Below are 24,539 nucleotides of genomic sequence, written 5' to 3'. Positions count from 1 at the left end.
GCGGTTGATGGACCGCGGCAAGGGGACCATTCTGGACACTATGGAGCATGTCGCCGCTGCGGCGATCGTCGACGCCCACGGCCGTGTGACCGGGTGGAGCGACGGGGCCCGGCTGCTGACGGGCTACCCGGCCGAGGAGGCCGTCGGGCGGACGGCGGCCGACCTGCTCGCCGAGGAGGTGCCGTCCGAGACGCTCACCGCTCGGACCGGCCGCGTCGTCCTGCGCCACCGCGACGGACACCCGGTCCCCGTCACCGCGACCGCCTCCCCGATGCTCGGCCCGGACGGCGAGGACACCGGCTTCGTGATCACCGCCGAGCCGCCCCGCAGCCCCGAGCCCACCCTGGCTGCACAGGCCTTCCAGCAGGCCTCCATGTCGATGTCCGTCTTCGACACCGAGCAGCGCTATCTGCGGCTCAACGACGCCGCCTGCCAGGTGATGGGCGTCCCGGAGGAGGTGCTGATCGGCCGGCACTTCCCGGAGACCGTGGAGGACGCCGTGCACAGCCGGGGTTTTCTGTGGCATCTGCGCCAGGTCGCGGAGACGGGCAGACCGCTGCGCTACGAGAGCTACACAGGCGCACCGGCGCTGAACCGGGAGCATGCCTGGACCACCGACATGTGGCCGGTGCGGGACTCCGCGGGCCGACTCGTCGGAACCGCGCTGGCCGCGTTCGACAGCACCGAGCAGTACTGGGCCCGGCAGCGGCTGGCCCTGCTGAACGAGGCGGCGGCCTCCATCGGCACCACCCTCGATGTGGTGCGCACCGCCGAGGAACTGGTCGAAATGCTCGTCCCGCAGTTCGCCGACTTCGCCAGTGTGGACCTGCTCGACTGGGTCCTCGGGTCGGACGAAGCCCCACCCGTGCCGGACGGCCCGGTCGTGCTGCGCCGCGTCGCCCACGGCTCCGTCACGGACGGCACCCCGGAGGCCGCCATCCACCTGGGCGAGACGGACGTGTACCCGACGTTCTGTCCGCCGGCGCGGGCGCTGCGCGAGGGACGGGCCGTCCTCAGCCAGGCGGGCGAGCCGGACTTCGTCCGGTGGGTCGCGGAGCGCAACGCCCGCGCCCCCGAGGGCAGCCGCTACCGCCGGGGCGTCCACTCCGTGCTCGCGGTGCCGCTGCGGGCCCGCGGCACCACACTGGGCGTCGCGGTGTTCGTCCGCATCGCGAACGTCGACGACTACGGCGACGAGGATGCCGTGTTCGCCGGGGAACTGGCCAGCCGCGCTGCCGTCTGCGTCGACAACGCCCGCCGCTTCGCCCGCGAGCGCACCACCGCGCTGGCCCTCCAGAACAGCCTGCTGCCGAGAGGACTGCCCGGACAGGCCGCCGTCGAGGTGGCGCACCGCTATCTGCCCTCCGGCTCCCTGGCCGGCATCGGCGGCGACTGGTTCGACGTCATCCCGCTGTCCGGCAGCCGCGTCGCCCTCGTCGTCGGCGACGTCGTCGGCCACGGCATCCCCTCGTCGGCCACCATGGGCCGCCTCTGCACGGCCGTCCGCACCCTCGCCGACGTGGACCTGCCCCCGGACGAACTCCTCACCCACCTCGACGACCTGGTCACCCACCTGGCCGCCGCCGACGACGACGGCGGCGAGTCCGCCGAACTCGGCGCCACCTGCCTCTACTGCGTCTACGACCCCGTCACACGCCGCCTCACCCTGGCCGCCGCAGGACACCCGCCACCCGCCGTCGTACTGCCCGACGGCAGCGCCCGGCTCATCCCGCTGACCGCCGGGCCCCCGCTCGGCGTCGGCGGACTGCCCTTCGAGGCGACCGAGACCGAACTGCCCGAGGGCTCCGTCGTCGCCCTCTACACCGACGGCCTCATCGAGGACCGCGACCGCGACGTCGACCACGCCATCACCGAACTGTGCCGCTCCCTGACCTCGCCCGCCGACAGCCTCGACGCCCTGTGCGACACCGTCCTGAAGGCCGTCCTGCCGGAGGAGCCCAGCGACGACGTGGCCCTGCTGCTGGCTCGCACCAGTGCGCTCGGCGCGGACCGCATCGCCACCTGGGACGTCTCCCCGGACCCCGCGGAGGTGGCCGCCACCCGGCAGGCCGCCACCGAACAGCTGACCGCCTGGGGCCTGGACGAGGCCGCCTTCGTCACCGAACTCGTCGTCAGCGAACTCGTCACCAACGCCATCCGCTACGGCGCACCGCCCATCCAGCTCCGCCTGATCCGCGAGCGCACCCTCATCTGCGAGGTCTCCGACGCCAGCTCCACCTCCCCCCACCTGCGCCGCGCCCACGCCTACGACGAGGGCGGCCGCGGCCTCCTCCTGGTCGCCCAGCTCACCCAGCGCTGGGGCAGCAGGCAGACCGGCAGCGGCAAGACGATCTGGGCCGAACAGCCGCTGCCGCCACCGATGTGATCACTCGAACGGGCAGCCCGGATTCGGCGCGTCCTCGGAGAACGGCGCCCCGTGCGGCAGCACGTACAGCACGTCGAGGACGATCGCGGTGTCACCGAGGTTGCGGCCGATGTGCACATTGCCCGGCCCGGCGGGCTCCTCGATGAAACTGCCCGTGGGGTACACGCCGTCCGACGCGCAGGTGGAGTCGAAGTGGCTCAGCGTGCCCTGCTGCACGAACGCGTAGAGGGGACCGTCGTGGTAATGCCAGCCGGTGCCCTGGCCGGGCGGCACCGTGATCTCCCGCAGGATGTAGTCGGTGTCGCCGACAGTGTGCTGACTGATCGTCCGGGCCGTGACCCCCGGCCCCGGCGGGGTCGCCTGGGCGGTGCCGGGGACGAGAACGGTGGCGGCGGCCACCGCGGCGGTGAGGGCGGTGCGGAGCGCTGTGCGCATACGAGGAGCCTCCCGGGCCGAGATCGGATACCGCCGTGAACATAGAGGCACGGAAGGCGAGTTGGGGCCGGAACCTGAAGATCCGGAACGTCCCTCAGGCGGCCGCCCGCCCCGACGGCCGCTCCCGCGCCACGTCCGTCGGCTTCTTGTCGTCCCGGAGACCCAGATAGCGCGGATGACGCAGCATCCCGTCACGGGTCCACTCGGTGAAGTCGATCTGCGCGACCAGCTCCGGCTCCACCCACCGCGCCCCCGCCTCGCGCACCGGCCCGTCGAACGGCGAGCCGGAGGTACGCAGTTCGTCGAGGCGCTCCCGCAGGGCGAGCAGCGTACGCCGGTCGGCGCGCTTGGCGATCAGCCCCTCCCACCCGCGCTCGCACGACTCGGCGAGCAACTCGGCGCCGCCCGCGTTGCGATGGGGCGTCGTCCGCAGCGGCGAGCGGATGGCCGGCGCGCGCCGCAGCAGTGACCTGCGCGCCCACAACGGCAGCCCTGTGGTGTCCCGGCCGTCCAGCCGGAGCAGATCGAAGACGTAGTACGTCACCGCCACTCCGCTCGCCTCGACGTCCCGCCGCCGGGTCAGCGCCATCCGCTGCTGGAGCCGGGCGAAGTCCGTGCGGCCGCGCGAGAACGCGACGATCTCGCCGTCGACGGTGAAGTCCCCGCACGGCTGGTCCGCGAGGGCGTCCACGATCTCCGGATACGTGTCACTGAGGCGCCGCCGGTCCGGGACAGCAGCACGACCCGTCCGCTCTCCCGGACGGGCCTTGTCCAGCAGGCGCCGCTGCTCCGCGTCCAGCGTGTCCAGCAGACCCGGACACCGCCGCTCACTCCTCGTCGGCGGCTGCGGCGACCTGGGCGAGGGTACGACCGGTCCGCACCGAACGCGCCCGGTGCGGGTCCGGGGTCCCGTGCCGCCGCGCCCGCCCCTCCGCGGTCTTCACCAGCAGCCAGGCCGAGTCGTCGTCACGGATCCGCGTCAGCGCGTACTCGCCGTGCAGCTTCGACCCGGTCAGCCGGAATGTCGCATGCCCGCGCTCGAGCGACTCCCCGAAGCCCACGGGCCGTCCCTTGCGGTCATGACTCAACGGCTCGTAGGTCCCGTGGTCCCAGACGATGACCGTGCCACCCCCGTACTCACCCTCCGGGATCACACCCTCGAACTCCTCGTACTCCAGCGGATGGTCCTCCGTCGGCACGGCGAGCCGCTTGTCCTGCGGATCGTCGGAGGGCCCCTTCGGCACCGACCACGACTTCAGGACGTCGTCCACCTGGAGCCGGAAGTCGAAGTGCAGCCTGCGCGCGTCATGGATCTGCACGACGAACCGCGGCTTCTCCCCGGAGGACGCCGTCCGTCCCCGCGGCTCACCGGTCCGCGCGAAGTCCCGCTTCCTGCGATAGTCCCGCAGCCGCTCCCGCTCACCCATCTGCGCCTCCTTCAACAGACGCCCCGGGTACCCCGCCCAGGGGCGGTTCAGAACTCCTCGTGCACCTCGGGATCCCCGCCGAGCCGCCGATGCGCCCGGTCGCCCACGGCCCGCATCCGGTCGGGCTCCAGCGTGAAGCCGAAGACGTCGAGGTTCTCGCGCTGCCGCCCGGGGTCCGCCGACTTCGGGATGGGCACCGCGCCCAGCTGGGTGTGCCAGCGCAGGACCACCTGCCCGGGCGTGACCCCGAGGGCCTCCGCGACGCTCACCACGGCGGGATCGCTCAGCAGACTCGTGCCACGACCGAGCGGACTCCAGCTCTCCGTGAGGACGCGCTTGCCGGCGTGGAAGGCACGCAGCTCCTCCTGCGGGAAGAGCGGGTGCAGCTCGATCTGGTTGACCGAGGGCAGGACCCCGGTCTCCTTCTCCAGCCGCTCGATGTGCCCGGCCGTGAAGTTCGAGACGCCGATCGACCGCACGAGACCGTCCTCGCGCAGCTTGATCATGGCCCGCCAGGAGTCGACGTACTTGCCGACGCGGGGGAGCGGCCAGTGGATGAGGTACAGGTCCACGTAGTCCACGCCCAGGCGGCGCCGGGACTCCTCGAAGGACGTGAGGGTCTCCTCGTAGCCGTGATGCCGGCCCGGGAGCTTCGTCGTCACCCGCACCTCCTCGCGCGGGACGTCACTGCGGGCGAGGCCGCGGCCGACGCCGGTCTCGTTCCGGTAGTTCGTCGCCGTGTCGACCAGGCGGTACCCCGTCTCCAGTGCACCGAGAACCGCCTGCTCGGCCTGCGTGTCGTCCATCGGCCAGGTGCCCAGGCCGATGGCGGGGATCGTCGTACCGTCGTTGAGCGTGTGTACCGGGATGCTGATCACTGCTGGACCTTCCGCTCGACCGTGTCGTACCTCCAGCGTCACGGACAGGGGGATCGTCCGCGAGATCACCGTGCGCTGAGTAGGGTCGCCGGCATGCGGGATGCGCGGGTGGTGCTGATCGGGGGGACGTCCCACACCGGGAAGTCGAGCGCGGCCCGGGCGGTCGCCGGGCGGCTCGGGTTCGAGTACTGCTTGAACCTGGCGGCCGCGTACGCCGGACTGTCGGCCCCGGTACGGGAGTTCGTGGACGGGCTGCGCGCCGAACACCGGCTCGGCGTCGGCTACCAGCCGCGCCCCGGCGAGGACGCGTACGTCCGCCACCTCCTGGACCACCAGGTCGCCGCACTGCACCCGCTGGTCCGCGTCCACCCGGAGACGGGGGAGCGGATCCTGTACGTCAACGGCTATTACGTCGAGCAGATCGCCGACCTCTCCCGCGCCGAAAGCGGGGCGATCCTCGACCTGCTGCTGGAGCAGGCGGTCCGGCCCGAGTACACGGTCCGCTTCCGCTGGGAGCCCGGCAGCGTCGCCTTCTGGGACAACCGCGCCACCATCCACCTCGCGCCCAGCGACAACGCTCACCTCGACTTCCCCCGGATCATGCACCGGGTGATGCTCGCCGGTGACGTCCCGGTCGGCGTGGACGGCAAGCCGTCGGAACCGATCACCGGCACCGAACCGGGCCGCTGGTGACCTCAGCTCGCCGACTGCCACCCCAGCGCCGGGCCGAGCTTCTCCGCCATGTCGGTGAGGATCTGCACATAGTCCTCGTGCTCGAACGTGAACGGCAGCGCGAAGGCGACCTCGTCGACCTCCCTGAACGCGGCGTGCGCGTGCAGCCGTTCGGCGATCTCGTCGGAGCTGCCGACGATGTCGGGCGCGAACATCAGCCGGGCCGGACCCTGAGGTGAGGCGGTGCGCGGCAGCCGCTGCGCCGCGTACGTCTCGTACTTGGCGCGCTGCTCGGGCGTGGCGGAGTCGGTGGGGACGACGACGAGGCCCTGGGAGACGCGGGCGCTGTCGCCGTCGGGGTGGTGGGCGCGGAAGGTGCGGATGTGCGACAGCTGGATCTCGGCGAAGTCCGCCGCGTCCTCGGGCCCTTCCGCCTTGACGACGCTGCTGGTCAGGAAGCTCATGCCGTGTTCCCCTGCCCACCGCGCCGAGCTCAGGCTGCCACCGCCGTACCACATACGGCTGCCCAGCCCGGCCGACTGCGGTTGCACGCGGTCGGAGCTGGATTCGATATGCGGCTGCCGCCGCGTGGCCTCGAAACCCTCGTTGCCGCTGAACTCGGTGGCCCGCTCGCCCCGCACGAAGTCCAGCAGCCGCCGCGCCCGCTCGTAACCGAACTCCTCGGCGTCCGCCGTGTCCGGGTACAGCGCGCCCTTGACCCGGTCGTAGTGCATCGGCGGGCCGACGCTGACGCCCGGGTTGAGACGGCCCCCGGACATCAGGTCGACCGTCGCCAGGTCCTCGGCCAGTCGCAGTGGGTTCTCCCAGCCCAGTGGGATGACCGCGGTGCCGAGTTCGATGCGGCGAGGCCGCCGCCAGGACGGCGACGGGGGAGGAGATGCCGTACTGCAGATGACGGTGACGGAGCCACGCACTGTCGAAGCCCAGCCGCTCGCCCAGCTCGATGATCTCCAGCGTGGACTCATGGCCCCGGCGTGGATCCGCCGCGTCGAACAGTCCGATGGTGAGGAAGCCCAGCTTCCGCAGCGGTCGTGAGGTCGGCGCCACGGGCCCCTCCATCGTTCATGGCCCCTACGGCCGTACGTCAGTTCGTCCCCGATTGTGTCAGGGCGGTCAGGCGAGCGGGATCGTGACCTCGTCCTCGACCGGCGGTTCGGTCTCCTGCGCGCGGTTGCCTGTCGCGGCGTAGCAGCGCAGCCGGACCGCCTCCGGCGAGACGTCCAGCCGCAGGAAGCACTTGAAGAACGGCGGGCTGTACGTCGCCGAGCTCGGCGAGAACAACTGCGTGTAGATCTTGCGCACGGGCAGCCGGAACCGCGACGTCCGCTCGGGGCGGCGGCCGGCGCCCAGCAGCGTGGCGACCAGCCGGGTGCGCCAGGTGATCCGGGCCGGCTCGCCCTGGGCGCGGGTCAGCGGGATGCCCAGGCGCTCGGCGACGACGGCCGTCGCCTCGGCCTCGGTGAGGGTGAAGAAGCGGCGCAGGCGCAGCCGGCGGCCGTAGAGCGTGCTGTAGAAGGCCAGGGAGTCGCCGCGCAGCGGGTAGCAGCGGAAGTCCTTCTCGGTGACGTTCGCGATGTCGATGTGCGGGATGGTGTGGGTGGCGTGCATGAAGGCACCGCCGCCGCCGGACACGACGTACTGGATCGTGCGGCCGTCCACGTCCACCGGATACCGCTGGTAGTTGTGGATGTCGCCGCCTATCGCGGCGACGAAGTGGTGGGCCGGGTCGCGCACGACGTCGTCGACCGTGCCGCCGCCGTCGATCGCGCACGGGTGGTACTCGCCGTCCACGTACAGGGGCGAGCCCGTGATGAGGATCTTCGGGCGGGGTCCCTGCGACACCTCGCGCAGCCACGCGCCCTGTTCGGCGTCGAGGGTGCCCAGCAGACCGGTGTCGATGCCTATGATCCGCACCGGCCCGGAGTCGATGGCCCAGTACGGGCCCGGCTGGACGGCCTGTTGGGTCTCCTCCGATCGCAACTGCCGTGCCTCGGCGAGGCGTTGGCCGTCACCGTTGCGAGGCCGGTGCCACAGCAGCGACCGCAGCCAGGCCCGGCTGAGGGGGCGCGGCGCGGGCTCGGGGGCGAGGGGCGGGGCGTCGTCGCAGAAGACGCGCATGAAGGCGCCGAGGTCCTCGTACCAGTCGTGGTTGCCGGGTATCGCGTAGATCGGCGCCCGGTAGTCCTGGTACGGGCGGAAGAACTTCGTGCCGTAGTCGTCGGCGCTGCCCACCGGATAGATGACGTCACTGGCGACGACCGCGAACCGGGTGTCCTGACCGACCTTCAGAAAGCCCGGCACGACGGCGTACTGGGGGTCGTCGCCCTCACCGGTGTCGCCCACGACCAGGAAGGAGAACCGGTCCGGGTCGTCCCGCCGGATCACCTTGTCGGCAGGGGCGCCGGCCGCGGCCCGCTGTGCCACCCAGCGGCTGCGGGTACGGCCCGTGGGGTCCCCGAACCAGGACGCCAGCACGCCGTTGCGGGCGGCCCACAGCATCCTCGGATCCAGCCACGAGATCTTCTCGACCTGATGCGGCATCAGCCGGGTGTATTCACCGCGTTCTGCGGTGCCCCAGCCGGCGCCTTCGGCGGTATCGCGTGAAGAGTCAGACACCGGTGAACCGTAACAATGATCTAGAGGGTTCCGGGAAGGGGGAGTGCCGCCCTGCCCGAACTCGCCCCGCCGACAGGTCCGTTCACCACTTCTGGACGCGCGACGCGGTCCGCTGCGGTTCCCGCCGTGACCAGGAGGCACCGGCCGCGGCCTCGAACAGGGACTCCCGCTCCGGTTCGGGCTGTGCGGCGGCAGGGGGCTGCCGGAGCCTGCCGGAGCGGCTGCGCTCGCCGTCGCCCATCACCAGCAGCGGGTCGAACATCACCACCACGCCCGCCAGGACGAGGAAGATGATGGGCCCCAGCAGCATGGGCAGCAGCAGCGAGGTGGGTGAATCGCCCGTCCACGGGCCACGGGTCGCGCCGTGCAGATGCACACTGACGGCTGCCATGCCCGTGTAGTGCATCCCGGACACGGCCACACCCATGATCAGGCTGGCGCCGAGACTGGTCAGGAAACCGCGGATCGTGATCGCCGCCCAGAGCGCGGCGGTCGCGGCGACGATCGCGATCAGTACGGAGAGCCCGACGGTGAACGCGTCGTACTGGATGCTGCCGTTCAGCCGCATCGCCGCCATGCCCAGATAGTGCATGGCGGCGACACCGAGGCCGGTGACGACGCCCGCGGTGGCCAGGGTGGCCGTGCCGGTGCCGTGATAGCCGACGATGAACACGCCGATGCCGACGACGACGATCGCCACGGTGAGACTGAGCACCGTCAGACCCACGTCGTAGCGGATCCGGGTCTCCTCGACCTGGAAGCCGATCATCGCGATGAAGTGCATCGTCCAGATGCCGCACCCGATCGACGCGGCGCCCAGCGCCAGCCAACCGGGCTTCCACGACTGATCGTCGAGCAGCGACCGGACGATGCACCGCAGTCCTAACGCCCCGCCCAGACAGGCCATCAGATAGGCCGCCACCGGGGTCACCGCTCCATAGCGGAACCCGTCAACCGTGCCTTGCATGCGCCAACTCCCCCGAGCCATGGCTGGTTGTGAAAAGCAAGGTCTACGGGCAAGGTTCGAGCAAAGCAAGCCTTTACCGGCGGTAGCATGTCAACTCTCACTCGCCATGAGTTCACTTCGGTCACTCAGCGGCAAATTCCAGCCAGAGGCACGGCTGTTGGGACAGGAATCAGAACGTGCGCTTCAACAGGTCCAGCAGTGCCGCCCAGTGCCGCTCGTCCGCTTCGCGGTGGTACACGGTCGTGTCGGCCTGTGTGAAACCGTGGTGCGCGCCCTCGTAGACCTCGCAGCGGTGGCGGACGCCCGCCTCGGTGAGGGCGTTCTCGAGGCGTTCGATCTGCTCGGCGGGCAGTGACGGGTCGTCGTCGGCGTGGCCGAAGTACAGCTCGGCGGTGATGTGTTCGGCCACCCGGTGCGGGCTGTCCGGGTCCTCGGACGCGAGCCGCCCGCCGTGGAAGCCGGCCGCGGCGGCGACCCGGTCCGGATAGGTGCCGGCGGTGAGCAGGGACAGCCGGGCGCCCATGCAGTAGCCGGTCAGCGCGACCGGACCGTCGGCGGCCCGGGGACAGTCGGCCAGCCAGTCCAGATAGGCGCCGGCGTCCCGCATCGCCGGCTCGGGCGTCAGTGCCCGCATGATCGGCATGATCCGCTGGAAGATCTCCGGACGCTCCGCCGTGTCGATCAGCTCGGGCAACTCGACCACCGGCGCCCGCCCGTTTCGGTAGAACACATTGGGCACCAGGACCGTGTACCCGGCCTCGGCCAGCCGGTCCGCCATGGCCCGGAGTTGGGGGCGGAGCCCGAAGGCGTCCATGTAGAGCAGGACCGCCGGCCGCGGGCTCCCGTCCGCGCGATGGGCCAGATAGGCGTCGGCGGTGCCGTCCGGGGTGGGGATGTCGACGGCGGTTCCCTGTACGGCGGTCATAGCTGCGGGCTGCCTTTCTGCGTGGGGGCGTAGGCGAGGACCCGACCATGGGAAGGGCCAGGTCACGCCCATCGTGACACGCACGGTCCCGGGTGATCCGCCCGGCCCCCCGCCCCCTCGCGGCCTGCCTCACTCGAACCGTGTGGTGTCCCCCGCGCCCTTCCGTACGATCTCGGCCTCGCCGCCGGAGAAGTCGATGACGGTCGTCGGCTCGGTGCCGCAGTCCCCGGAGTCGACGACCGCGTCCAGCACATGGTCGAGCCGGTCCTTGATCTCCCAGCCCTGCGTCATCGGTTCGTCCTCGTCAGGCAGCAGCAGCGTGCTGGACAGCAGCGGCTCCCCGAGCTCGGCGAGCAGCGCGTGCGTGACCACATGGTCGGGGATGCGCACGCCGACGGTCTTCTTCTTCGGATGCTGGAGCATGCGCGGCACCTCCCTGGTCGCCGGGAGGATGAACGTGTAGCTGCCCGGCGTCGATGCCTTGATCGCCCGGAACACGTCGTTGTCGACCCGCACGAACTGTCCCAGCTGCGCGAAGTCCTGGCACACGAGCGTGAAGTGGTGCCGGTCGTCCAGCCGGCGGATGGTACGGATCCGCTCGATGCCGTCACGGCTGCCCAGCCTGCAGCCCAGCGCGTAACAGGAGTCGGTCGGATACGCGATGAGCGCGTCGGCCCGGATGCTGTCGGCGATCTGGGAGATGGTGCGCGGCTGCGGATTGTCGGGGTGCACGTCGAAGTACTTCGCCATCCGCCGAGCCTATGCCCTGCGCACCGGGTGACCGCGCAGGCAGCAGTCTGCCCCGCCCACGGAATCCGCGGTGCGGCGTACCCTCCGCCGGGCGGAGGGGAGCACCGCAGGTGGCGGCCATGTCCCTGAGGTCCCGCCCATGGATGCCGTCGTCATTCAGGACGGCCCGGTGATCCGCGCCCGTTACGGCGCCCACGCGGCCGTCGCCCACGGACCGCTGCCCCGTGGGGCAGCCCGGCCGACTCTGCGCGCGGCGGCTTCCGCGCTGCCCCCGGACTGGCGCAGGCGTTCGCCGCCGACGACATGCTGACCCGCCTCGAACTCCTGCACCAGGCCGACAACGCCGCCTCCTGCCGGGTCGCGCAGAAGACGGGCTACGCCAGCGCCGCCCACCTGCCCGCCGCGCCCCCGGAGCTCCCCCTGGACGGCCACCTGCACACCCGGGCCCGTCAGGCCTGACCCGTCCGGATGTGAACGGCGGCGGACCGTCCGGCGCGCGTGAGGTAACGTCCCCGACCGGTACGTCAAGATGCGGTGCAGGACGAGGTGAAGGCCGACGTGGCTGGCAGGGAGGACGGCGTTCGTCACGCGGGGGTGAAGGACGCCGCCGGTTCGGCGTGGGCGGAGGAGCTGCTCGGCCATCTGCGGCCGGCCGGACGGGACATCCGCCGGGTCGTGGCCTGGCTGTCCGACGCCGTGGACGGCACAGCCGAACTGCGGGACGGCGACGGCACCCTCCTCGCCGGAACGCGGACACCCCAGGACGACTTGGACCAGACCCCGGTCGCGGACATCGTCGCCGGCCGGATCGCCTCCGCCTCCTGGGCGGGCACGGACCGTCACCTGCGCCTGGTCGGGGTCGAGCACCCGAACCCGGCGACGGCCGTCGTGCTCGCCGTGTCGCGGTCGGCGCCGTTCGACCGGCGCACCTCCGACATCGTGACGCACACCGCCCAGGTCATCGAACTCCTGCTGCGGGCCGACGAGACGGCCGAGGCCGGCCGCCGGCTGCGGCGGGCCACCTCCGATCTGAGGCTGGCCATCCTGCAACTGCTGATGGTGGAGGACACCATCGCGGCACGCCGGGTGGCCGCCGGACTGTGGCCGGGCCTGCTCGACACGGACACCGCGTGCGTCTACGTCGTCGAGTGCAGCGCCGAGGAACGCGACCGGCTCGCCGAGGAGTGCCTGGTCGCGACGGGGGAGCAGGCACTGGTCGTGCGCTGCCCGGCGATGGCCGGCCATGTGATCGTCGTGACCCCGGGCGACGACACGGCCGGGGAACTGCGGTCACTGATCGACCGGCGCCCGCGCACCTTCCTCGGCGGCAGCGCCCGGCAGAGCCTGGCCCACACCGCCACCGCCTACGGCCAGGCCGTGAGCGCCCTCGCCGTCGCACACTTCCATCCCGACCAGGCCGCGGTCTACGCCGAACGCACGCACCCCGAGCGCCTGATGGACCCGGCCGCCCTCCACGACTGGACGGCCCGTCTGCTGCGCCCGCTGGACACCCTGCCGCACCACATCCGGGCCGAACTCCTCGCCACCACCCGCCTGGGCCTGGAGTTCACCGCGGTGAACACGGCGAAGGTCCTCGGCGTCAGCCGCAACACCGTCCGTGCCCGCATGGAACGCGTCGAAGTCCTGCTGGGCACCGACTTCTCCGACCTCACCGCCCGCGCCGTCGTCCACCTCGCCCTGAACACCCAGGTCGGCCTGGCGGACCTGCCGCCCGGCGACGGAACGGCCGACGCGTCCGCGGCCCGGCTCGACGACCTGCTGGCCGGACCCGCCCTGCGCACCTGGGCGCACGACCTCCTGGCCCGCCTGCACACGGACACCCGGGACCTGCGCCGCACCCTGCGCACCTGGATCGCCGCCGGCGGCAACGCCGAACGGACCGCGCAGACCCTCGGCGTCCACCCGCAGACCGTGCGCGAACACGTCCGCGGCGCGGAACCCGTCCTCGAACGACAGCTCCTCGCCGGCGGCAGCGACCTCTACGAGCTGGTGCTGGCCTACTTGGCCACGGGCGACCTCGAGCCGCCCGCCCTGCATGGAGCGAAAGCGGACGTTCCGGACTCACTTGTGCACGGGTGAGCCTCACGGCTGCCGCAGCGGGCATCGATGCGATACCCAACGCCGTGGTACGACGCGTAGGTTCGAGGCACCGCGGGGGCACGACCGGAACGGGGGACCGGTCGCGTCCCCGCGCGCTCAGCCTCGCAGCCGCACCGGCACCTCCTGCCAGCCGAACGCGATGAACGACGGCACCTGACGCAGCTCGTCCGCCCCGACGGCCAGCCGCAGACCGGGGAACCGCTCGAAGAGGGCGGCCAGCGCCGTCAGCGCCTCCACCCGGGCGAGCGGAGCGCCGACGCAGCGGTGCACGCCGATCCCGAACGCCAGATGGTCGTCGGCCCCACGCGCGGCCTCGAAGTCACCCGCGTCCGGCCCGTAATGGGCGGGGTCCAGGCCCGCGGCGGCATACGTCGTGATGATGGCGTCCCCGGCCGCGACGGTGACGCCCCCTACCTCGATGTCCTCGACGGCGAACCGCAGCGGCAGCGCGGCGATCGACGGGTGCACCCGCAGCGTCTCGTCGACGACCGCCTCCCACCCGATCTCCCCCGACCGCACGGCCGCCAGCTGCCCGGGATGCGTCAGCAGGGCGACGACCGCGTTGCCGATGAGGTTGACGGTCGTCTCGAACCCGGCGCCGATCACCAGCAGCAGCGTGTACAGCAGCTCCTCGTCACTGAGCCGGTCGCCGTCCTCGTCCCGCACCCGGATCAGCTCGGTCGTCAGATCGTCGCCGGGGTGCTCGGTGCGGTGGGCGATCAGCGCGGGCAGCACGGTACCGATCCGCTCCTGCACGAACGCGGCGTGCTCCGGACTCGGGTCGGAGGTGTCCATGATGGCCGCGATCAACCGGGCCGTGTCCGCCCGCAACTCCTCGGGCACGCCGAACAGTTCGCAGATGATCCGCAGGGGCAGCGGACGGGCCGGCCCCGCCCGCAGGTCCACCACTTCACCGTCCGCCGACTCCAGGGCGTCGAGCAGCTCCGAGGTGACCGTCTCGACCCGCGTCCGCATCTCCTCCGTACGCCGTTGGGTGAAGCTCGGCGCCACCAGCTTGCGCAGCCGTGCGTGGTCGGCGCCGTACGTGGAGAGCATGTTGACCACACCGACCCAGCCCAGGATCCAGCCCCAGGAGGGGTGTTCGCCGATCTCCGGCCACAGTCGCCAGTGCCGCCGGGGATCCTTGCTGACCCGCGGATCGAGGATCAGCTCCCGCAGTGTGTCGTATCCGGTGGGCGCCCAGGCGGGGATGCCGCCGGGCAGCTCGACGGGGACGATCGGCCCGAGGGTGCGCAGCCGGGCGCTCTCGCCGGAGATGTCGGTGCCGAACGGGTCGAGGACGACGCGGTCGGTCACGGTCACGACGGATCTCCTGACTGGTCGGGGACGCGGCGGACACCGCCGCGCGGGGCGATCCTGCCCGGCCTCTGCCGGCCGAACCGCCTTGCGTGAACGCCGGGTTCAGGCCCGATCCGTACGTCCGGTGTGCCCGGCCGGTCGGCGGGTACCCGTGCCGGCCTCGTACGACAACCGCTGGAGGAGGCCAGGATGACCAGCGCCACGGAGACCGGCGGCGTGACCGGAACGCCGGACAAGGACTACAACCTCATCTGGTACGTGGAGGCGTGCCTGAACAACGCGCTGCGCCTGGAGACCTACATCCAGGACGCGGAACGCGGCAAGGACACCGAGGCCGCGGACCTGTTCCGCAAGGCCCAGGCGGACAGCCGCAAGGGTGCCGAACTGGGCAAGGCGCTCCTGCGCTCCCGGCTGAGCGGCGGCTGACGGCGGTTCGCCCCCCCAGGGCCCGGACACCCGGCAGGCCGAGGTGTCCGGGTCGACCTTTGTGCCGCGCATGTCGGTGGCAGTCTCGAGTTCCTGGCGAAACTTTCGTAGGCGGGAACGGCAGTTTAGAGACCAGGGACTCACCTTGAGCCAAGCGCGACGGACTACGGCACACCCCGTTGACGGTGTGTCGGCCGAGCCCTATGTTCTGCGACGCAATTCGGAAAGGTAAACGAAACTTTCGAACCCCAATCGGAAGAAGGGGACGAGTATGCCCGCTGCCGTCCCCGGTGTCGGCCCCGACGACGAGGCCGCCGCGAAGCAACTCGCCCACGGCCGGGCCTCCTTGACCGCCGGCGCCACCTACGACGGCCCGGTCCCGCCCCCGGTACACGGACCGGCCTCCGGCGTCACCCGACGGCGGGCACCTACACCACCCGGCTGTTCCAGGGGCGCCAGGCCACCGCGACCGTCCCACCCGTGCCCGAGCCGGTCGTGCCGTACGGGCAGGCGGTCGTCGCCTGACGGACGTCGGAGTGCCGGGCCCCGGACCCGAAGGAATCCGGCGTTCGGGTAGAACTGGTTTCCATGCGCATCGACTATTCCCCCGACTCCCTCGGCGCGGGCGCCTTCTACCGGCTGCTCACCGCCGTGGTGGTACCCCGGCCGATCGCCTGGGTGTCGACCCTCACGGCGGACGGCCGGACCGCCAACCTCGCGCCGCACTCGTTCTTCACCGTGGCCTGCACGGACCCGCCGATCGTCCAGTTCACCTCGGTCGGCCGGAAGGACTCGCTGCGCAATGCCGAGGAGACGGGGGAGTTCGTCGTCAACGTCGCCCCCGAGCCGCTCTTCGAGCAGATCAACGATACCGCGACGGACTTCCCCAGGGAGGAGGGGGAGTTCGACGCGGTCGGCATCGAACGCGAGCCGTCGCTACGGGTGAAGCCGCCCCGCGTGGCCGCCTCGCCGGTGGCACTGGAGTGCCGGCTGCACGCGACGCTCGGGCTCGGCAACTCCACGGTGGTCTTCGGACGGGTCGTACACGCCGCGGTGCACGAGGACGTGCTGGTGGACGGCCACCCCGACGTCCGGCAGCTGCGGCCGCTGTCCCGGCTGGGCAAGAACGAGTGGGGCACGATCGGTGAGATCCGCGACCTGGCGCGCATCCCCTACCACGACCGGCGGAAGGGCTGAGATTCCCGGGCATCCTGAGAAAATTCCATGAATCCGTGAGGCGTTTGAACACACGAGGGGTGAGCTCCGTATGGGGCGGGGGGAATCCATGCCGAGCCGACCACGATGCGTAGGAGTAGTTCCGTGACACGCACCTCGCGCAGACGCCCAACGGGCAGACGGCGCGCGACTTTTGCAGCAGTCGCGCTGATGTTGGGCGGAGGGGGACTGGTAGCGGCGAACGTCTACGCCTCCGCGACCGAAGGCGGCGCAGGCGGCGCATCGGGCGGTCAGGCCCCCGGCGCCGCCACGATCGACTGCCCGGACGTGGGCAGCCGGCTGACGACGGTGCCCGACGGGGCGAAGGCCGACGTAGACCGGGAACTCGCCCTCCTCGACCAGCAGATCACGGAGGCCTACCAGCGGCTGCAGGAGTCGGCACAGGCCGCGCAGCAGGACGCCGGGTTCGTCGACAACTCGATCATGAACCCGCTGAAGGACAAGCGGGCCGCGACGATCGAGCGCATAGCGATAGCCATCGACGGCGCGGGCGACCGCCCGGAGGGACTCGAGGCTCTCGCGGCCTGCACGCTGCGCGCTTCCGGCAACGAGACGAACGCCGGGGACAACGGCGGCGACGCCGCTCAGAACGGCAACGGAAACGGCGGCCAGGCCGGCAACGGTCCCGTGGCCGCGGACTACACGGACATCACCACGGTCCAGCCCAACGCGCAGAACCCGCGACAGGGCAAGAACGCCTCCCGCGGCACCTTCACCACCAGTTGCGGAGTGAACGAGCAGGGCCTGTTCAACTCCGACAACGTGATCGTCGCCCCCGGTGTCACCAACGGCGCCCACCACTTCCACGACTACATCGGCAACCAGAGCAACGACGCCTTCGCGAGCGACGACGACCTCGCCGCGGCCGACACGAGCTGTGTGGACCAAGGCGACAAGTCCACGTACTACTGGCCCGTTCTGCGGCTGCAGAACGGCACCCAGGAGCAGGACGCCAACGCTCCCGGCGGCGGCATCGAGGGCAACGCCGGTGAGATCGTCACGCCCCGGCAGGTCACGCTGACCTTCGTGGGCAGCCCGAACGGCGACGTCACGGCCATGCCCCGCCTGCTGCGCATCATCACCGGCGACGCCAAGGCGTTCGTCAACGGCACCGCCAACGCCAACGCCTCCTGGAGCTGCACCGGCTTCGAGGACCGGCAGCTCAAGGACAAGTACCCGCTGTGCCCCAAGGGCAGCGACGTGGTGCGCACGTTCAAGTTCCAGAGCTGCTGGGACGGCAGCAACATCGACAGCGCCAACCACCGCACCCACGTGGCGTTCGCCGACGCCGCCGGCAACTGCCCGAGCGGCTTCCAGGCCATTCCGCAGCTGGTGCAGCGCATCGTCTACGACGTCGACGCCCCGAGTCTTCAGGACGGCGGCCGGACGACCCCCCTGTTCGCGGTGGACTCCTTCCCCGAGCAGCTGCACAAGCCGGTCACGGACCACGGCGACTTCATCAACGTCTTCGAAGAGGACCTGATGGGGGAGATGGTGGACTGCATCAACGACGGCCGGAAGTGCGGCGCCGGTGCCGACGAGGGCCCCGCCCCGGACCCGACCGAGGAGCCGACGCAGCAGCCGACCGACGACCCCACCGAAAACCCCGGCACCCCGCCGGGCGGTAACGACGGCCAGGACCCCGGCAACAACGACGGTGGCCAGGACCCGGGCAAGGACAACGGCGAGCAGACGCCGCCGGCGGACGACTCGCCGGCCCTCGAGCCGACCGGTGACGACGCCCCCGACGCAGCGGCCGCCGAGGAACCGAAGATCTACGCCACGCCCACGCCCGCCCAGAACTCCGCAGCCCCGGCGGGCCAGGGCGACGACTCGGCGAACGACGAGCCCGACACCGCGGGCACCCCCACGCAGGCGCCTGCCGACGGCGGGGACGACGTCGGCGCCGCCCCGCAGACCGAACCGCAGGCGGTCCAGGGCGGACTCGCCGACACGGGCGCGAAGCTGTGGCCCGCGGCGGCCGGAGCGGTCCTGGTGAGCGCAGGCCTCGTCCTGCTCCTGCGCACGCGGCGCCGCTCCATGTGACGCGCCCGGCAACGCCAGAAGCGGCGCTCGGACCTGCCCCCGCCGGACCGAGCGCCGCTTCGCGTCATGCCACCCGGACACAGGGCGTGCCCGCAGCCCGGACTTGCGGCCGCGGGCACGCCACGGCAGGGTTCGGGGATGTGTCCGTCCTGCTGATCGTTCATCACACGCCCTCGCCCAACTGCCAGGCGATGCTGGAGGCCGTCGTGTCCGGGGCGACCGACCCCGACATCGAAGGCGTCCGGGTGATACGGCGGGCAGCGCTCGCCGCCACCGCGTCCGACGTTCTGGAAGCCGACGGATACCTGCTCGGCACCCCGGCGAACCTCGGCTACATGTCCGGCGCCCTCAAGCACTTCTTCGACCAGGTCTACTATCCCTGCCTCGACTCGACGCGCGGCCGCCCCTTCGGCTTCTACGTGCACGGCGGAAACGACGTCACGGGCGCGGTACGGGGCATCGAGTCGATCACGACGGGCCTCGGCTGGCGCCGCGCGGCCGAAGCGGTGACCGTGACCGGCGAGCCGGGCAAGGCGGACATCGAGGCGTGCTGGGGGCTGGGGGCCACGATCGCCGCAGGTCTGACGAGCTGACCGGCTCGGGCCTGTGCCAGGCCGGTGAATGCCTCCGTACGCCCTGCACGTCGCCCGTGCACGGCACCTACCGTTGGGCCATCATCTCCCCGGGCACCCGCCCCACCGGGCACACAGGCAGGAGAGACTCATGGAGTACTACGACCTCGGCCCGCACAGCCGACCCGTGACGACATCCTCCGCCGAGGCCCAGCTCTGGTTCGACCGCGGGCTGAACTGGACGTACGCCTTCCACCACGAAGAGGCCGTCGCCTGCTTCCAAACCGCGGCCGAGGCCGATCCCGACTGCGCCATGGCCCACTGGGGGATCGCCTACGCGCTCGGCCCGAACTACAACAAACCCTGGGAGTTCTTCGACGACCAGGACCTGGCCCGCACCGTCGACCGCACTCACGCCGCCGTGGAACTGGCCCACGAGAAGGCCGCCGGCGCCACCCCCGTCGAGCAGGCACTGATCGGCGCCCTGCGCGCCCGCTACCCCCAGTCCAAGCCCGTGGACGACTGCGCGGTGTGGAACGCCCCCTACGCCGACAGCATGCGCGCCGTCCACGAACTCGCCCCCGACGACCTGGACATCGCCACCCTGTATGCCGACGCGCTGATGAACCTCACGCCCTGGCAGCTGTGGGACCTGCGGACCGGCGAGCCGGCCGAGGGTGCCCGCACACTGGCGGCCAAGGCCGTACTGGACCGCGCGCTCGCCACCGACGCCGGAAGAACACACCCCGGCCTCGTCCACCTGTACATCCACCTGATGGAGATGTCCCCGACCCCCGAGGCGGCCCTGTCCGTCGCGGACCGGCTCCGCGGCCTCGTCCCCGACGCCGGCCACCTCCACCACATGCCCTCGCACCTGGAGGTGCTCTGCGGCGACTACCGGCGCGTGGTGTCGGACAACAGCACGGCTATCGCAGCCGACGAGAAGTACCGCGCACGCGCCGGAGCGATGAACTTCTACACCCTGTACCGCTCGCACAACTACCACTTCAAGATCTACGGCGCGATGTTCCTCGGCCAGTCGCAGATCGCGCTGGAGACCGCGGAGCAACTCGAGGCGTCCATCCCGGAGGAACTGCTCCGCGTCGAGAGCCCGCCCATGGCCGACTGGCTGGAGGGCTTCCTCGCCATGCGGGTGCACGTCCTGATCCGTTTCGGCCGCTGGCCGGACATCCTGCGGCTGCCGATGCCCGCCGACCCAAGGCTGTACTGCGTGACGACCGCGATGCTCCACTACGCCCGCGGCGTCGCCCTCTCGGCGACCCACCGCATCACCGAGGCGGAGACGGAACGCCGCCTGTTCCACGAGGCGCTGGCCCGGGTCCCCGACTCCCGCATGCTGTTCAACAACACCTGCGCCGACATCCTCACGATCGCCGCAGCGATGCTCGACGGCGAACTGGAGTACCGCAAGGGCAACCACGACGCCGCCTTCGCCGCGCTGGAACGGTCGATCGACCTGGACGACAACCTTCCCTACGACGAGCCATGGGGCTGGATGCAGCCCACCCGGCACGCCTACGGCGCCCTCCTCCTCGAACAGGGGCGCATCGCGGAGGCCGAGGCGGTCTACCGCGCCGACCTCGGCCTCGACGACACACTCCCACGCGCCCTGCAGCACCCCGGCAACGTCTGGGTCCTGCACGGGCTGCACGAGTGCCTGGTCCGCACGGGCAAGACGGGGGAGGCCCGGATCGTGGCCCAACAGCTGCGCATCGCGGCCGCGCTGGCCGACGTCCCGATCGAGGCGTCCTGCTTCTGCCGCCTCGACACGACCGCCGGCACCACGGCCGAGGGCGGTTGCTGGACACCGACGGACTGACCCCCCGCCCTCTGCATGCGTCAGCAGTCCGGAACTCCGGCGATCTTCTCGCCGTCCCGGATGCAGAGGTTGTTCACCCAGGCGATGTCGCTGCCGGTGAACTCCTGGACCGAGGTTCACCACGGGACTACGGGCAGCCGTGAGCCGCCGATCAGCCCTGCCTGTCGATTGGCATGCTGCTGACCCATGGCAGGAGCCTCAGCGGCGACGCCACCAGCGTCGTTTGCGCTCGGCCCGGAGAGTCCGGAGATTTTCGGCCGCGACGGGGTTGCCGGCCTCGGCCGACCGGCGGAACCAGTTCTCGCCCTCGTCGAGGTCGCCGCGTTCTACAAGCAGGCGTCCGAGATTGTTGGCGGCATCATCGTCTCCGGCGTCGGCGGCCCCGCGGAACAAGATCTCAGCCTCGTCAAGGTCCCCGCGGTCACGGAGCAGGAGGCCGAGCAGTACCGCACCGTGGGCGTTTCCGGCTTCGGCGGCGCGCCGGAACCAGGTCTCGGCCCCGAGGTGGTCCCCACGGTCACGGAGCAGGACTCCGTAGTTGCCGGCGCCATCTGGGTCATCGCCCTCGGCCGCCTGGCGAAGCCAGGGTTCGGCCTCGGCAGTCTCGCCGCGCTCGCTGAGCACTGCCCCGAGGTAGAAGGCGGCCCGGGGATTGCCGAGTTCGGCGGCCCGACGCCACCACACCTCCGCTTCGGCATGGTCTCCGTCTGCGCAGAAGAGCATGCCCAGCACATGAGGCTCGCCAGGTGAGTTCGGCTCGACGGCACGCATGTACCGGATGTCGGCCCTCTCCTCCTCACCTGCTTCCCGCAGCAGGAGCCCGAAGCGGTAGACGGCGTTGATCTCGCCCGCGTCGGCGGCCACCTCCAGTCCGGGGTAGGGGAGTTCAGGTCTGTCCGTCGACTCTGCGTCCATCGTCCGCCTGGCCTCCCGCTCCGCCGAAAGAAGGTAGAGATTATCCCTTGACCGTTGGCCGCCGGGCCCGGATGGGATGATCTTGTTGTGGCTGGTGTGATCACGGCGTCGGAGCCGGAGCCGTCCTGGATAACTCCGTTCACCGGGCTGAGCCCGCGCTGCTTCGGCAAGTTGGTGACCGAGCTGCGGCGTGAGGGCGCCGACGAGGTGCGGCGGGGAGGGCCGTGGAGCCTGCTGTTGGAGGACCAGGTGTTGTTGGTCGCGGCATACTGGCGCACGAACTTGACGATGCGCCAACTCGTGCCATTGTTCGGGGTGTCGAGGTCCGCCGCGAACCGCATCATCGACGGGCTCGGGCCGATGCTTGCGCTCCATCCGCGTCAGCGGTTCCGCAAGGACACCGTGCTCATCGTGGACGGCACCCTGGTCCCCACCCGCGACCACTCGGTGGCCGAGCAGTCGAAGAACTACCGGTACTCCACCAACCATCAGGTCGTCATCGATGCCGACACGCGCCTGCGCGTGGAGGGCCGGCCGCTGCCCGGCAACCGCAACGACTGCAAGGCGTGCGCGGAATCCGGGGCGAAGGACGCCGTCGGGAAGACCACCACGATCGCGGACGGCGGCTGTCCGGGCACCGGCCTGGTGATGCCGCACCGCCGCCGCAAGGGCGAGGAACTGCCCGCCTGGGAGGAAGCGCACAACACGTCCCACAAGCAAGTCCGAGCACGCGTCGAGCACGTCTTCGCCCGCATGAAGTGCTGGAGAAATCCTGTGAGATTGCCGGCTCAAAGGCGGCGGGGTCCACCACGCCATGCGTGGTATCGCCCGCCTGCACAACCTCAACCTCGGCGGGTGGACGACCGGCCCTCACGGCAGTCGGCCACACCCTGACCACGCCAGAGATCAGACAACCCTCAGGTGTTGACGGCCACTGTCTTGTCCGGCACCCGCGTGGCCTGCGCGCCCGGCCCGCGCCCGGCCAGGCGCATGGCGACGTATGCCCCCAGGTACAGCATGGCGACGACCAGCAGCAGTGCGTGATAGCCCGTCACCAGGGCCAGGTACTCGAGCGCACCCCCGGTCAGCGCGCCCAGCAGATTCGCGCCGAACGCGGAGGTCGGGTCCGGGGCGAGCGCCAGGCGGTCCGAGAAGATGAGGTTGGCACAGAAGATCGGGGCGAAGGCCAGGGCGATGGCGGCGGCGAGCCTTCCGGCGAAAGGCAGCGAGAGCACGGCCTGCGCCGGGACGAGCCAGGCCACCGCGAGGGAGCCGAAGAGCATGAGCTGCAGCAACAGTTGGTTGACCCGCCGCAGCCTGCGCCGGACCTCGACCGCCGCGAGGACGGAGAGCAGGACGCCGAAGAAGACGAGGGCGTTGACCAGCCAGGTCGTACCGAAGTAGAGCGCGAAGCCGATCACGTTCTTCGTTTCGAGCAGCATGAAGGCCGCGCCCAGCAGGAACATGTCGGTGTAGCGGAACGTGCGTCGGATGCGAACCCCGGTCAGGCGCACCGACAGGAGCGTCACCAGCAGGATCGCGCCCAGCGCGCCCAGGTAGAGCGTGGGAATGTTCCGGTGGAGCAGATATGGGAAGGGGTGGTCATCGGTCGCGGCCGCCGGGACCGCGCCGCTGGGCCGCCAGATCTGCTCGCAGGACTGGTCGGCGGGCGTCATCCCGGCCACCAGCACGGCGGCGTTCCTGTTGAACGTCGTCATGCAGGGGGCGTGGCCGTAGATGTCGTCGAGGGAGCCGGCGAAGCGGTCGACCAGCCAGCTCTGCCGGTAGTAGTTGTACATGGCGAACGCGCCGTTCGGCGCCAGGTGATCGCGCGCGGCCTCGAACGCCTGCTGGGTGAACAGATAGCTCTCCAGGCGCAGATTGCTCGCGCCGGCCACCAGCGTCAGCGAGTCCGGCAGCGCCAGGACGATGAGGTCGTACTTGGCGTTCGTCCGCTCCAGGAAGGCCCGTCCGTCGTTGATGTACGCGTGCACCCTGGGGTCGTCGTACGGGTTCGCGGGGTGAAACTGTGCACCGATCTGCTGCAGCCGGGGGTCGATCTCGACCGCGTCCACACGCTCCGCTCCCTGCGCCAGCGCGACCGCGACGTCATTGCCGTTGCCGGCCCCGATGACCAGCACGCGCTTGTGCGGGTTGCGGGGTGTCTGGTCGTATGCCTGCCGGTAGGGCGAGTTCTCCCGCAGAAGCACCGGGAGCGGAGCGGTGCTCTGGTGCGGGACGCCATTGGCGGAGATGTGGTACGTCCGGGTGCTGGTCGTCGAGGGTTTGAGCTCGATCTTGTAGTAGGGCGACCAGGAGATGCCGGGCGCCGTCGACTCCATGAACAGCGCGGCGACCATCGCCGTGAGGGGGATGCCGTACAGCAGGGTGTTGCGCCGTCCGCCGACGATCAGCAGTGCCGCGGCGGCGAGTACGCCCCAGACGACCGACGGGGCGCGCAGCCAGGACAGCAGGGCGAAGGACGCCGAGCCGGTGAGGCTGCCCAGCAGGTCGTAGCGGTAGGCGTCGAGTGAGGGAAGCTGGCGGAAGAGATCGGCGGTGATCTTGCCGATCCCGGCCATGATCACTGCGGTCAGCAGGAAGATGGCCGGCAGCGTCACCCACTCGGGCAGGCCGGTGGTCTTCACGGCGGTGAAGTAGATGACCTCGCCGCTGCTCTGACGCACCTGCACCGGATACTCGCGTACCAGGATGACGAGAAGCGCGAGCGGGATCGGTGTCCAGCGTTTGAGCCACTGGCCGCGCGCGGCGGGGATCAGGAACCCGATGCCGATGCCGAGGAACGACCCCAGCAGGATGAAGTTCGAGAAGTAGCTGAGGTGGACGACGTTGGCGCCGGCCCATCTGATCAGCGCCAGCTCGACGAAGAGCATGGTGGTGCTGGCCAGCACGAGCCTCCAGCGCACCGATCTCACGCTTTGCCCGGATTCTGTCCGCTTCATGCGGGTTTACGATGCCAGCTTCA

21 protein-coding genes and 3 pseudogenes are annotated in these 24,539 nt (G+C 70.9%); 11 read left to right on the top strand and 13 right to left on the bottom strand.

Annotated elements, in window-relative coordinates:
• The first annotated feature begins 40 nt into the window (after positions 1 to 40).
• Complete coding sequence (locus AQJ91_RS41190) at positions 41 to 2,386, top strand: SpoIIE family protein phosphatase (protein WP_067033040.1); 2,346 nt, start codon at positions 41 to 43, stop codon at positions 2,384 to 2,386.
• On the opposite strand, the gene AQJ91_RS41185 is transcribed toward AQJ91_RS41190, so the two are convergent.
• The 4 genes from AQJ91_RS41185 to AQJ91_RS41170 all read right to left on the bottom strand — a co-directional run bounded on the left by AQJ91_RS41185 (position 2,387) and on the right by AQJ91_RS41170 (position 5,126).
• The gene (locus tag AQJ91_RS41185) at positions 2,387 to 2,821 is read right to left on the bottom strand and encodes a cupin domain-containing protein (RefSeq protein ID WP_067033038.1); all 435 of its coding nucleotides are present in this window, start codon (positions 2,819 to 2,821) and stop codon (positions 2,387 to 2,389) included.
• 94 nt (positions 2,822 to 2,915) lie between these two features.
• Positions 2,916 to 3,512, bottom strand: a complete 597-nt coding sequence (locus AQJ91_RS41180; protein WP_324618051.1) for an ATP dependent DNA ligase — start codon at positions 3,510 to 3,512, stop codon at positions 2,916 to 2,918.
• 136 nt (positions 3,513 to 3,648) lie between these two features.
• Positions 3,649 to 4,248 (bottom strand): DNA polymerase ligase N-terminal domain-containing protein, encoded by a 600-nt coding sequence (locus AQJ91_RS41175; RefSeq protein ID WP_067033033.1) that lies wholly within the window; start codon positions 4,246 to 4,248, stop codon positions 3,649 to 3,651.
• Between the two features lie 47 nt (positions 4,249 to 4,295).
• The gene (locus AQJ91_RS41170; RefSeq protein ID WP_067033031.1) at positions 4,296 to 5,126 is read right to left on the bottom strand and encodes an aldo/keto reductase; all 831 of its coding nucleotides are present in this window, start codon (positions 5,124 to 5,126) and stop codon (positions 4,296 to 4,298) included.
• 195 nt (positions 5,127 to 5,321) lie between these two features.
• On the opposite strand from AQJ91_RS41170, the pseudogene AQJ91_RS41165 reads away from it, so the two are divergent.
• A pseudogene (locus AQJ91_RS41165) lies at positions 5,322 to 5,819 on the top strand (TauD/TfdA dioxygenase family protein); the annotation flags it as partial.
• A gap of 2 nt (positions 5,820 to 5,821) precedes the next feature.
• On the opposite strand, the pseudogene AQJ91_RS41160 reads toward AQJ91_RS41165, so the two are convergent.
• From AQJ91_RS41160 to AQJ91_RS41140, 5 genes and pseudogenes are all read right to left on the bottom strand, one after another.
• A pseudogene (locus AQJ91_RS41160) lies at positions 5,822 to 6,866 on the bottom strand (LLM class flavin-dependent oxidoreductase).
• A 66-nt stretch (positions 6,867 to 6,932) separates the two neighbouring features.
• Positions 6,933 to 8,435 (bottom strand): metallophosphoesterase family protein, encoded by a 1,503-nt coding sequence (locus AQJ91_RS41155; RefSeq protein WP_067033028.1) that lies wholly within the window; start codon positions 8,433 to 8,435, stop codon positions 6,933 to 6,935.
• An 82-nt stretch (positions 8,436 to 8,517) separates the two neighbouring features.
• Positions 8,518 to 9,402: an MHYT domain-containing protein gene (locus AQJ91_RS41150; protein WP_067033025.1), complete on the bottom strand. Its 885-nt coding sequence runs from the start codon at positions 9,400 to 9,402 to the stop codon at positions 8,518 to 8,520.
• A 169-nt stretch (positions 9,403 to 9,571) separates the two neighbouring features.
• Entirely contained in the window at positions 9,572 to 10,327 is a 756-nt protein-coding gene (locus AQJ91_RS41145) for a dienelactone hydrolase family protein (RefSeq protein ID WP_067033023.1), read from the bottom strand.
• A 129-nt stretch (positions 10,328 to 10,456) separates the two neighbouring features.
• Complete coding sequence (locus AQJ91_RS41140) at positions 10,457 to 11,077, bottom strand: L-threonylcarbamoyladenylate synthase (protein WP_067033021.1); 621 nt, start codon at positions 11,075 to 11,077, stop codon at positions 10,457 to 10,459.
• A gap of 139 nt (positions 11,078 to 11,216) precedes the next feature.
• Between AQJ91_RS41140 and AQJ91_RS54110 the strand changes: the two genes are divergently transcribed.
• From AQJ91_RS54110 to AQJ91_RS41135, 3 genes are all read left to right on the top strand, one after another.
• Entirely contained in the window at positions 11,217 to 11,387 is a 171-nt protein-coding gene (locus AQJ91_RS54110) for a hypothetical protein (RefSeq protein ID WP_159054775.1), read from the top strand.
• Positions 11,381 to 11,536, top strand: a complete 156-nt coding sequence (locus AQJ91_RS51075; RefSeq protein WP_324618050.1) for a hypothetical protein — start codon at positions 11,381 to 11,383, stop codon at positions 11,534 to 11,536. The genes AQJ91_RS54110 and AQJ91_RS51075 overlap by 7 nt, the downstream gene beginning before the upstream one ends.
• A 99-nt stretch (positions 11,537 to 11,635) precedes the next feature.
• Entirely contained in the window at positions 11,636 to 13,177 is a 1,542-nt protein-coding gene (locus AQJ91_RS41135; RefSeq protein ID WP_067033080.1) for a helix-turn-helix domain-containing protein, read from the top strand.
• A gap of 117 nt (positions 13,178 to 13,294) precedes the next feature.
• Here the strand turns inward: AQJ91_RS41135 and AQJ91_RS41130 are convergent, their stop codons facing one another.
• On the bottom strand, positions 13,295 to 14,521 hold the full coding sequence (locus tag AQJ91_RS41130; RefSeq protein WP_067033019.1) for a cytochrome P450 family protein: 1,227 nt from the start codon (positions 14,519 to 14,521) through the stop codon (positions 13,295 to 13,297).
• Positions 14,522 to 14,707: 186 nt separating this feature from the next.
• Between AQJ91_RS41130 and AQJ91_RS41125 the strand changes: the two genes are divergently transcribed.
• A complete protein-coding gene (locus AQJ91_RS41125) occupies positions 14,708 to 14,944 on the top strand; it encodes a hypothetical protein (RefSeq protein WP_067033017.1) in 237 nt (78 codons plus the stop codon).
• Between the two features lie 428 nt (positions 14,945 to 15,372).
• On the opposite strand, the gene AQJ91_RS54105 is transcribed toward AQJ91_RS41125, so the two are convergent.
• On the bottom strand, positions 15,373 to 15,534 hold the full coding sequence (locus tag AQJ91_RS54105) for a hypothetical protein (protein WP_159054774.1): 162 nt from the start codon (positions 15,532 to 15,534) through the stop codon (positions 15,373 to 15,375).
• On the opposite strand from AQJ91_RS54105, the gene AQJ91_RS41120 reads away from it, so the two are divergent.
• The 4 genes from AQJ91_RS41120 (at position 15,533) to AQJ91_RS41105 (ending at position 20,638) form a co-directional block, all read left to right on the top strand.
• On the top strand, positions 15,533 to 16,141 hold the full coding sequence (locus AQJ91_RS41120) for a flavin reductase family protein (RefSeq protein ID WP_067033009.1): 609 nt from the start codon (positions 15,533 to 15,535) through the stop codon (positions 16,139 to 16,141). The genes AQJ91_RS54105 and AQJ91_RS41120 overlap by 2 nt on opposite strands.
• A gap of 189 nt (positions 16,142 to 16,330) precedes the next feature.
• Positions 16,331 to 18,226 carry a DUF1996 domain-containing protein gene (locus AQJ91_RS41115; protein WP_067033006.1) on the top strand — a complete coding sequence of 632 codons (1,896 nt, stop codon included), beginning with the start codon at positions 16,331 to 16,333 and terminating at the stop codon, positions 18,224 to 18,226.
• A 140-nt stretch (positions 18,227 to 18,366) separates the two neighbouring features.
• Positions 18,367 to 18,819: a flavodoxin family protein gene (locus tag AQJ91_RS41110; RefSeq protein ID WP_067033003.1), complete on the top strand. Its 453-nt coding sequence runs from the start codon at positions 18,367 to 18,369 to the stop codon at positions 18,817 to 18,819.
• A gap of 130 nt (positions 18,820 to 18,949) precedes the next feature.
• Entirely contained in the window at positions 18,950 to 20,638 is a 1,689-nt protein-coding gene (locus AQJ91_RS41105; RefSeq protein WP_067033000.1) for a tetratricopeptide repeat protein, read from the top strand.
• Between the two features lie 198 nt (positions 20,639 to 20,836).
• Here AQJ91_RS41105 and AQJ91_RS41100 read toward each other — a convergent pair whose 3' ends face one another.
• Positions 20,837 to 21,553, bottom strand: coding sequence for a tetratricopeptide repeat protein (locus AQJ91_RS41100; protein WP_067032998.1), 717 nt, complete (start codon positions 21,551 to 21,553; stop codon positions 20,837 to 20,839).
• Positions 21,554 to 21,640: 87 nt separating this feature from the next.
• On the opposite strand from AQJ91_RS41100, the pseudogene AQJ91_RS41095 reads away from it, so the two are divergent.
• A pseudogene (locus tag AQJ91_RS41095) lies at positions 21,641 to 22,481 on the top strand (transposase family protein).
• On the opposite strand, the gene AQJ91_RS41090 reads toward AQJ91_RS41095, so the two are convergent.
• Positions 22,471 to 24,465: a spermine/spermidine synthase domain-containing protein gene (locus AQJ91_RS41090; RefSeq protein ID WP_234383350.1), complete on the bottom strand. Its 1,995-nt coding sequence runs from the start codon at positions 24,463 to 24,465 to the stop codon at positions 22,471 to 22,473. The pseudogene AQJ91_RS41095 and the gene AQJ91_RS41090 sit on opposite strands and share 11 nt — an antisense overlap.
• Between the last annotated feature and the right edge of the window lie 74 nt (positions 24,466 to 24,539).

This window comes from Streptomyces dysideae, assembly GCF_001514305.1.
Lineage (GTDB): Bacteria > Actinomycetota > Actinomycetes > Streptomycetales > Streptomycetaceae > Streptomyces > Streptomyces dysideae.
The sequence above is the reverse complement of the archived record's forward strand: the minus strand, read 5'-3'. Positions and strand labels throughout refer to the sequence as shown.

Bases quoted from the DNA above. Each gene is read 5' to 3' on its own strand.
- AQJ91_RS41115 (WP_067033006.1), top strand. From the start codon at position 16,331: ATGTTGGGCGGAGGGGGACTGGTAGCGGCGAACGTCTACGCCTCCGCG.
- AQJ91_RS41145 (WP_067033023.1), bottom strand. From the start codon at position 10,327: ATGACCGCCGTACAGGGAACCGCCGTCGACATCCCCACCCCGGACGGC.
- AQJ91_RS54110 (WP_159054775.1), top strand. From the start codon at position 11,217: ATGGATGCCGTCGTCATTCAGGACGGCCCGGTGATCCGCGCCCGTTAC.
- AQJ91_RS51075 (WP_324618050.1), top strand. From the start codon at position 11,381: ATGCTGACCCGCCTCGAACTCCTGCACCAGGCCGACAACGCCGCCTCC.
- AQJ91_RS41105 (WP_067033000.1), top strand. From the start codon at position 18,950: ATGGAGTACTACGACCTCGGCCCGCACAGCCGACCCGTGACGACATCC.
- AQJ91_RS41140 (WP_067033021.1), bottom strand. From the start codon at position 11,077: ATGGCGAAGTACTTCGACGTGCACCCCGACAATCCGCAGCCGCGCACC.
- AQJ91_RS41125 (WP_067033017.1), top strand. From the start codon at position 14,708: ATGACCAGCGCCACGGAGACCGGCGGCGTGACCGGAACGCCGGACAAG.
- AQJ91_RS41150 (WP_067033025.1), bottom strand. From the start codon at position 9,402: ATGCAAGGCACGGTTGACGGGTTCCGCTATGGAGCGGTGACCCCGGTG.
- AQJ91_RS41175 (WP_067033033.1), bottom strand. From the start codon at position 4,248: ATGGGTGAGCGGGAGCGGCTGCGGGACTATCGCAGGAAGCGGGACTTC.
- AQJ91_RS41120 (WP_067033009.1), top strand. From the start codon at position 15,533: ATGCGCATCGACTATTCCCCCGACTCCCTCGGCGCGGGCGCCTTCTAC.
- AQJ91_RS41185 (WP_067033038.1), bottom strand. From the start codon at position 2,821: ATGCGCACAGCGCTCCGCACCGCCCTCACCGCCGCGGTGGCCGCCGCC.
- AQJ91_RS41190 (WP_067033040.1), top strand. From the start codon at position 41: ATGGAGCATGTCGCCGCTGCGGCGATCGTCGACGCCCACGGCCGTGTG.
- AQJ91_RS41100 (WP_067032998.1), bottom strand. From the start codon at position 21,553: ATGGACGCAGAGTCGACGGACAGACCTGAACTCCCCTACCCCGGACTG.
- AQJ91_RS54105 (WP_159054774.1), bottom strand. From the start codon at position 15,534: ATGGAAACCAGTTCTACCCGAACGCCGGATTCCTTCGGGTCCGGGGCC.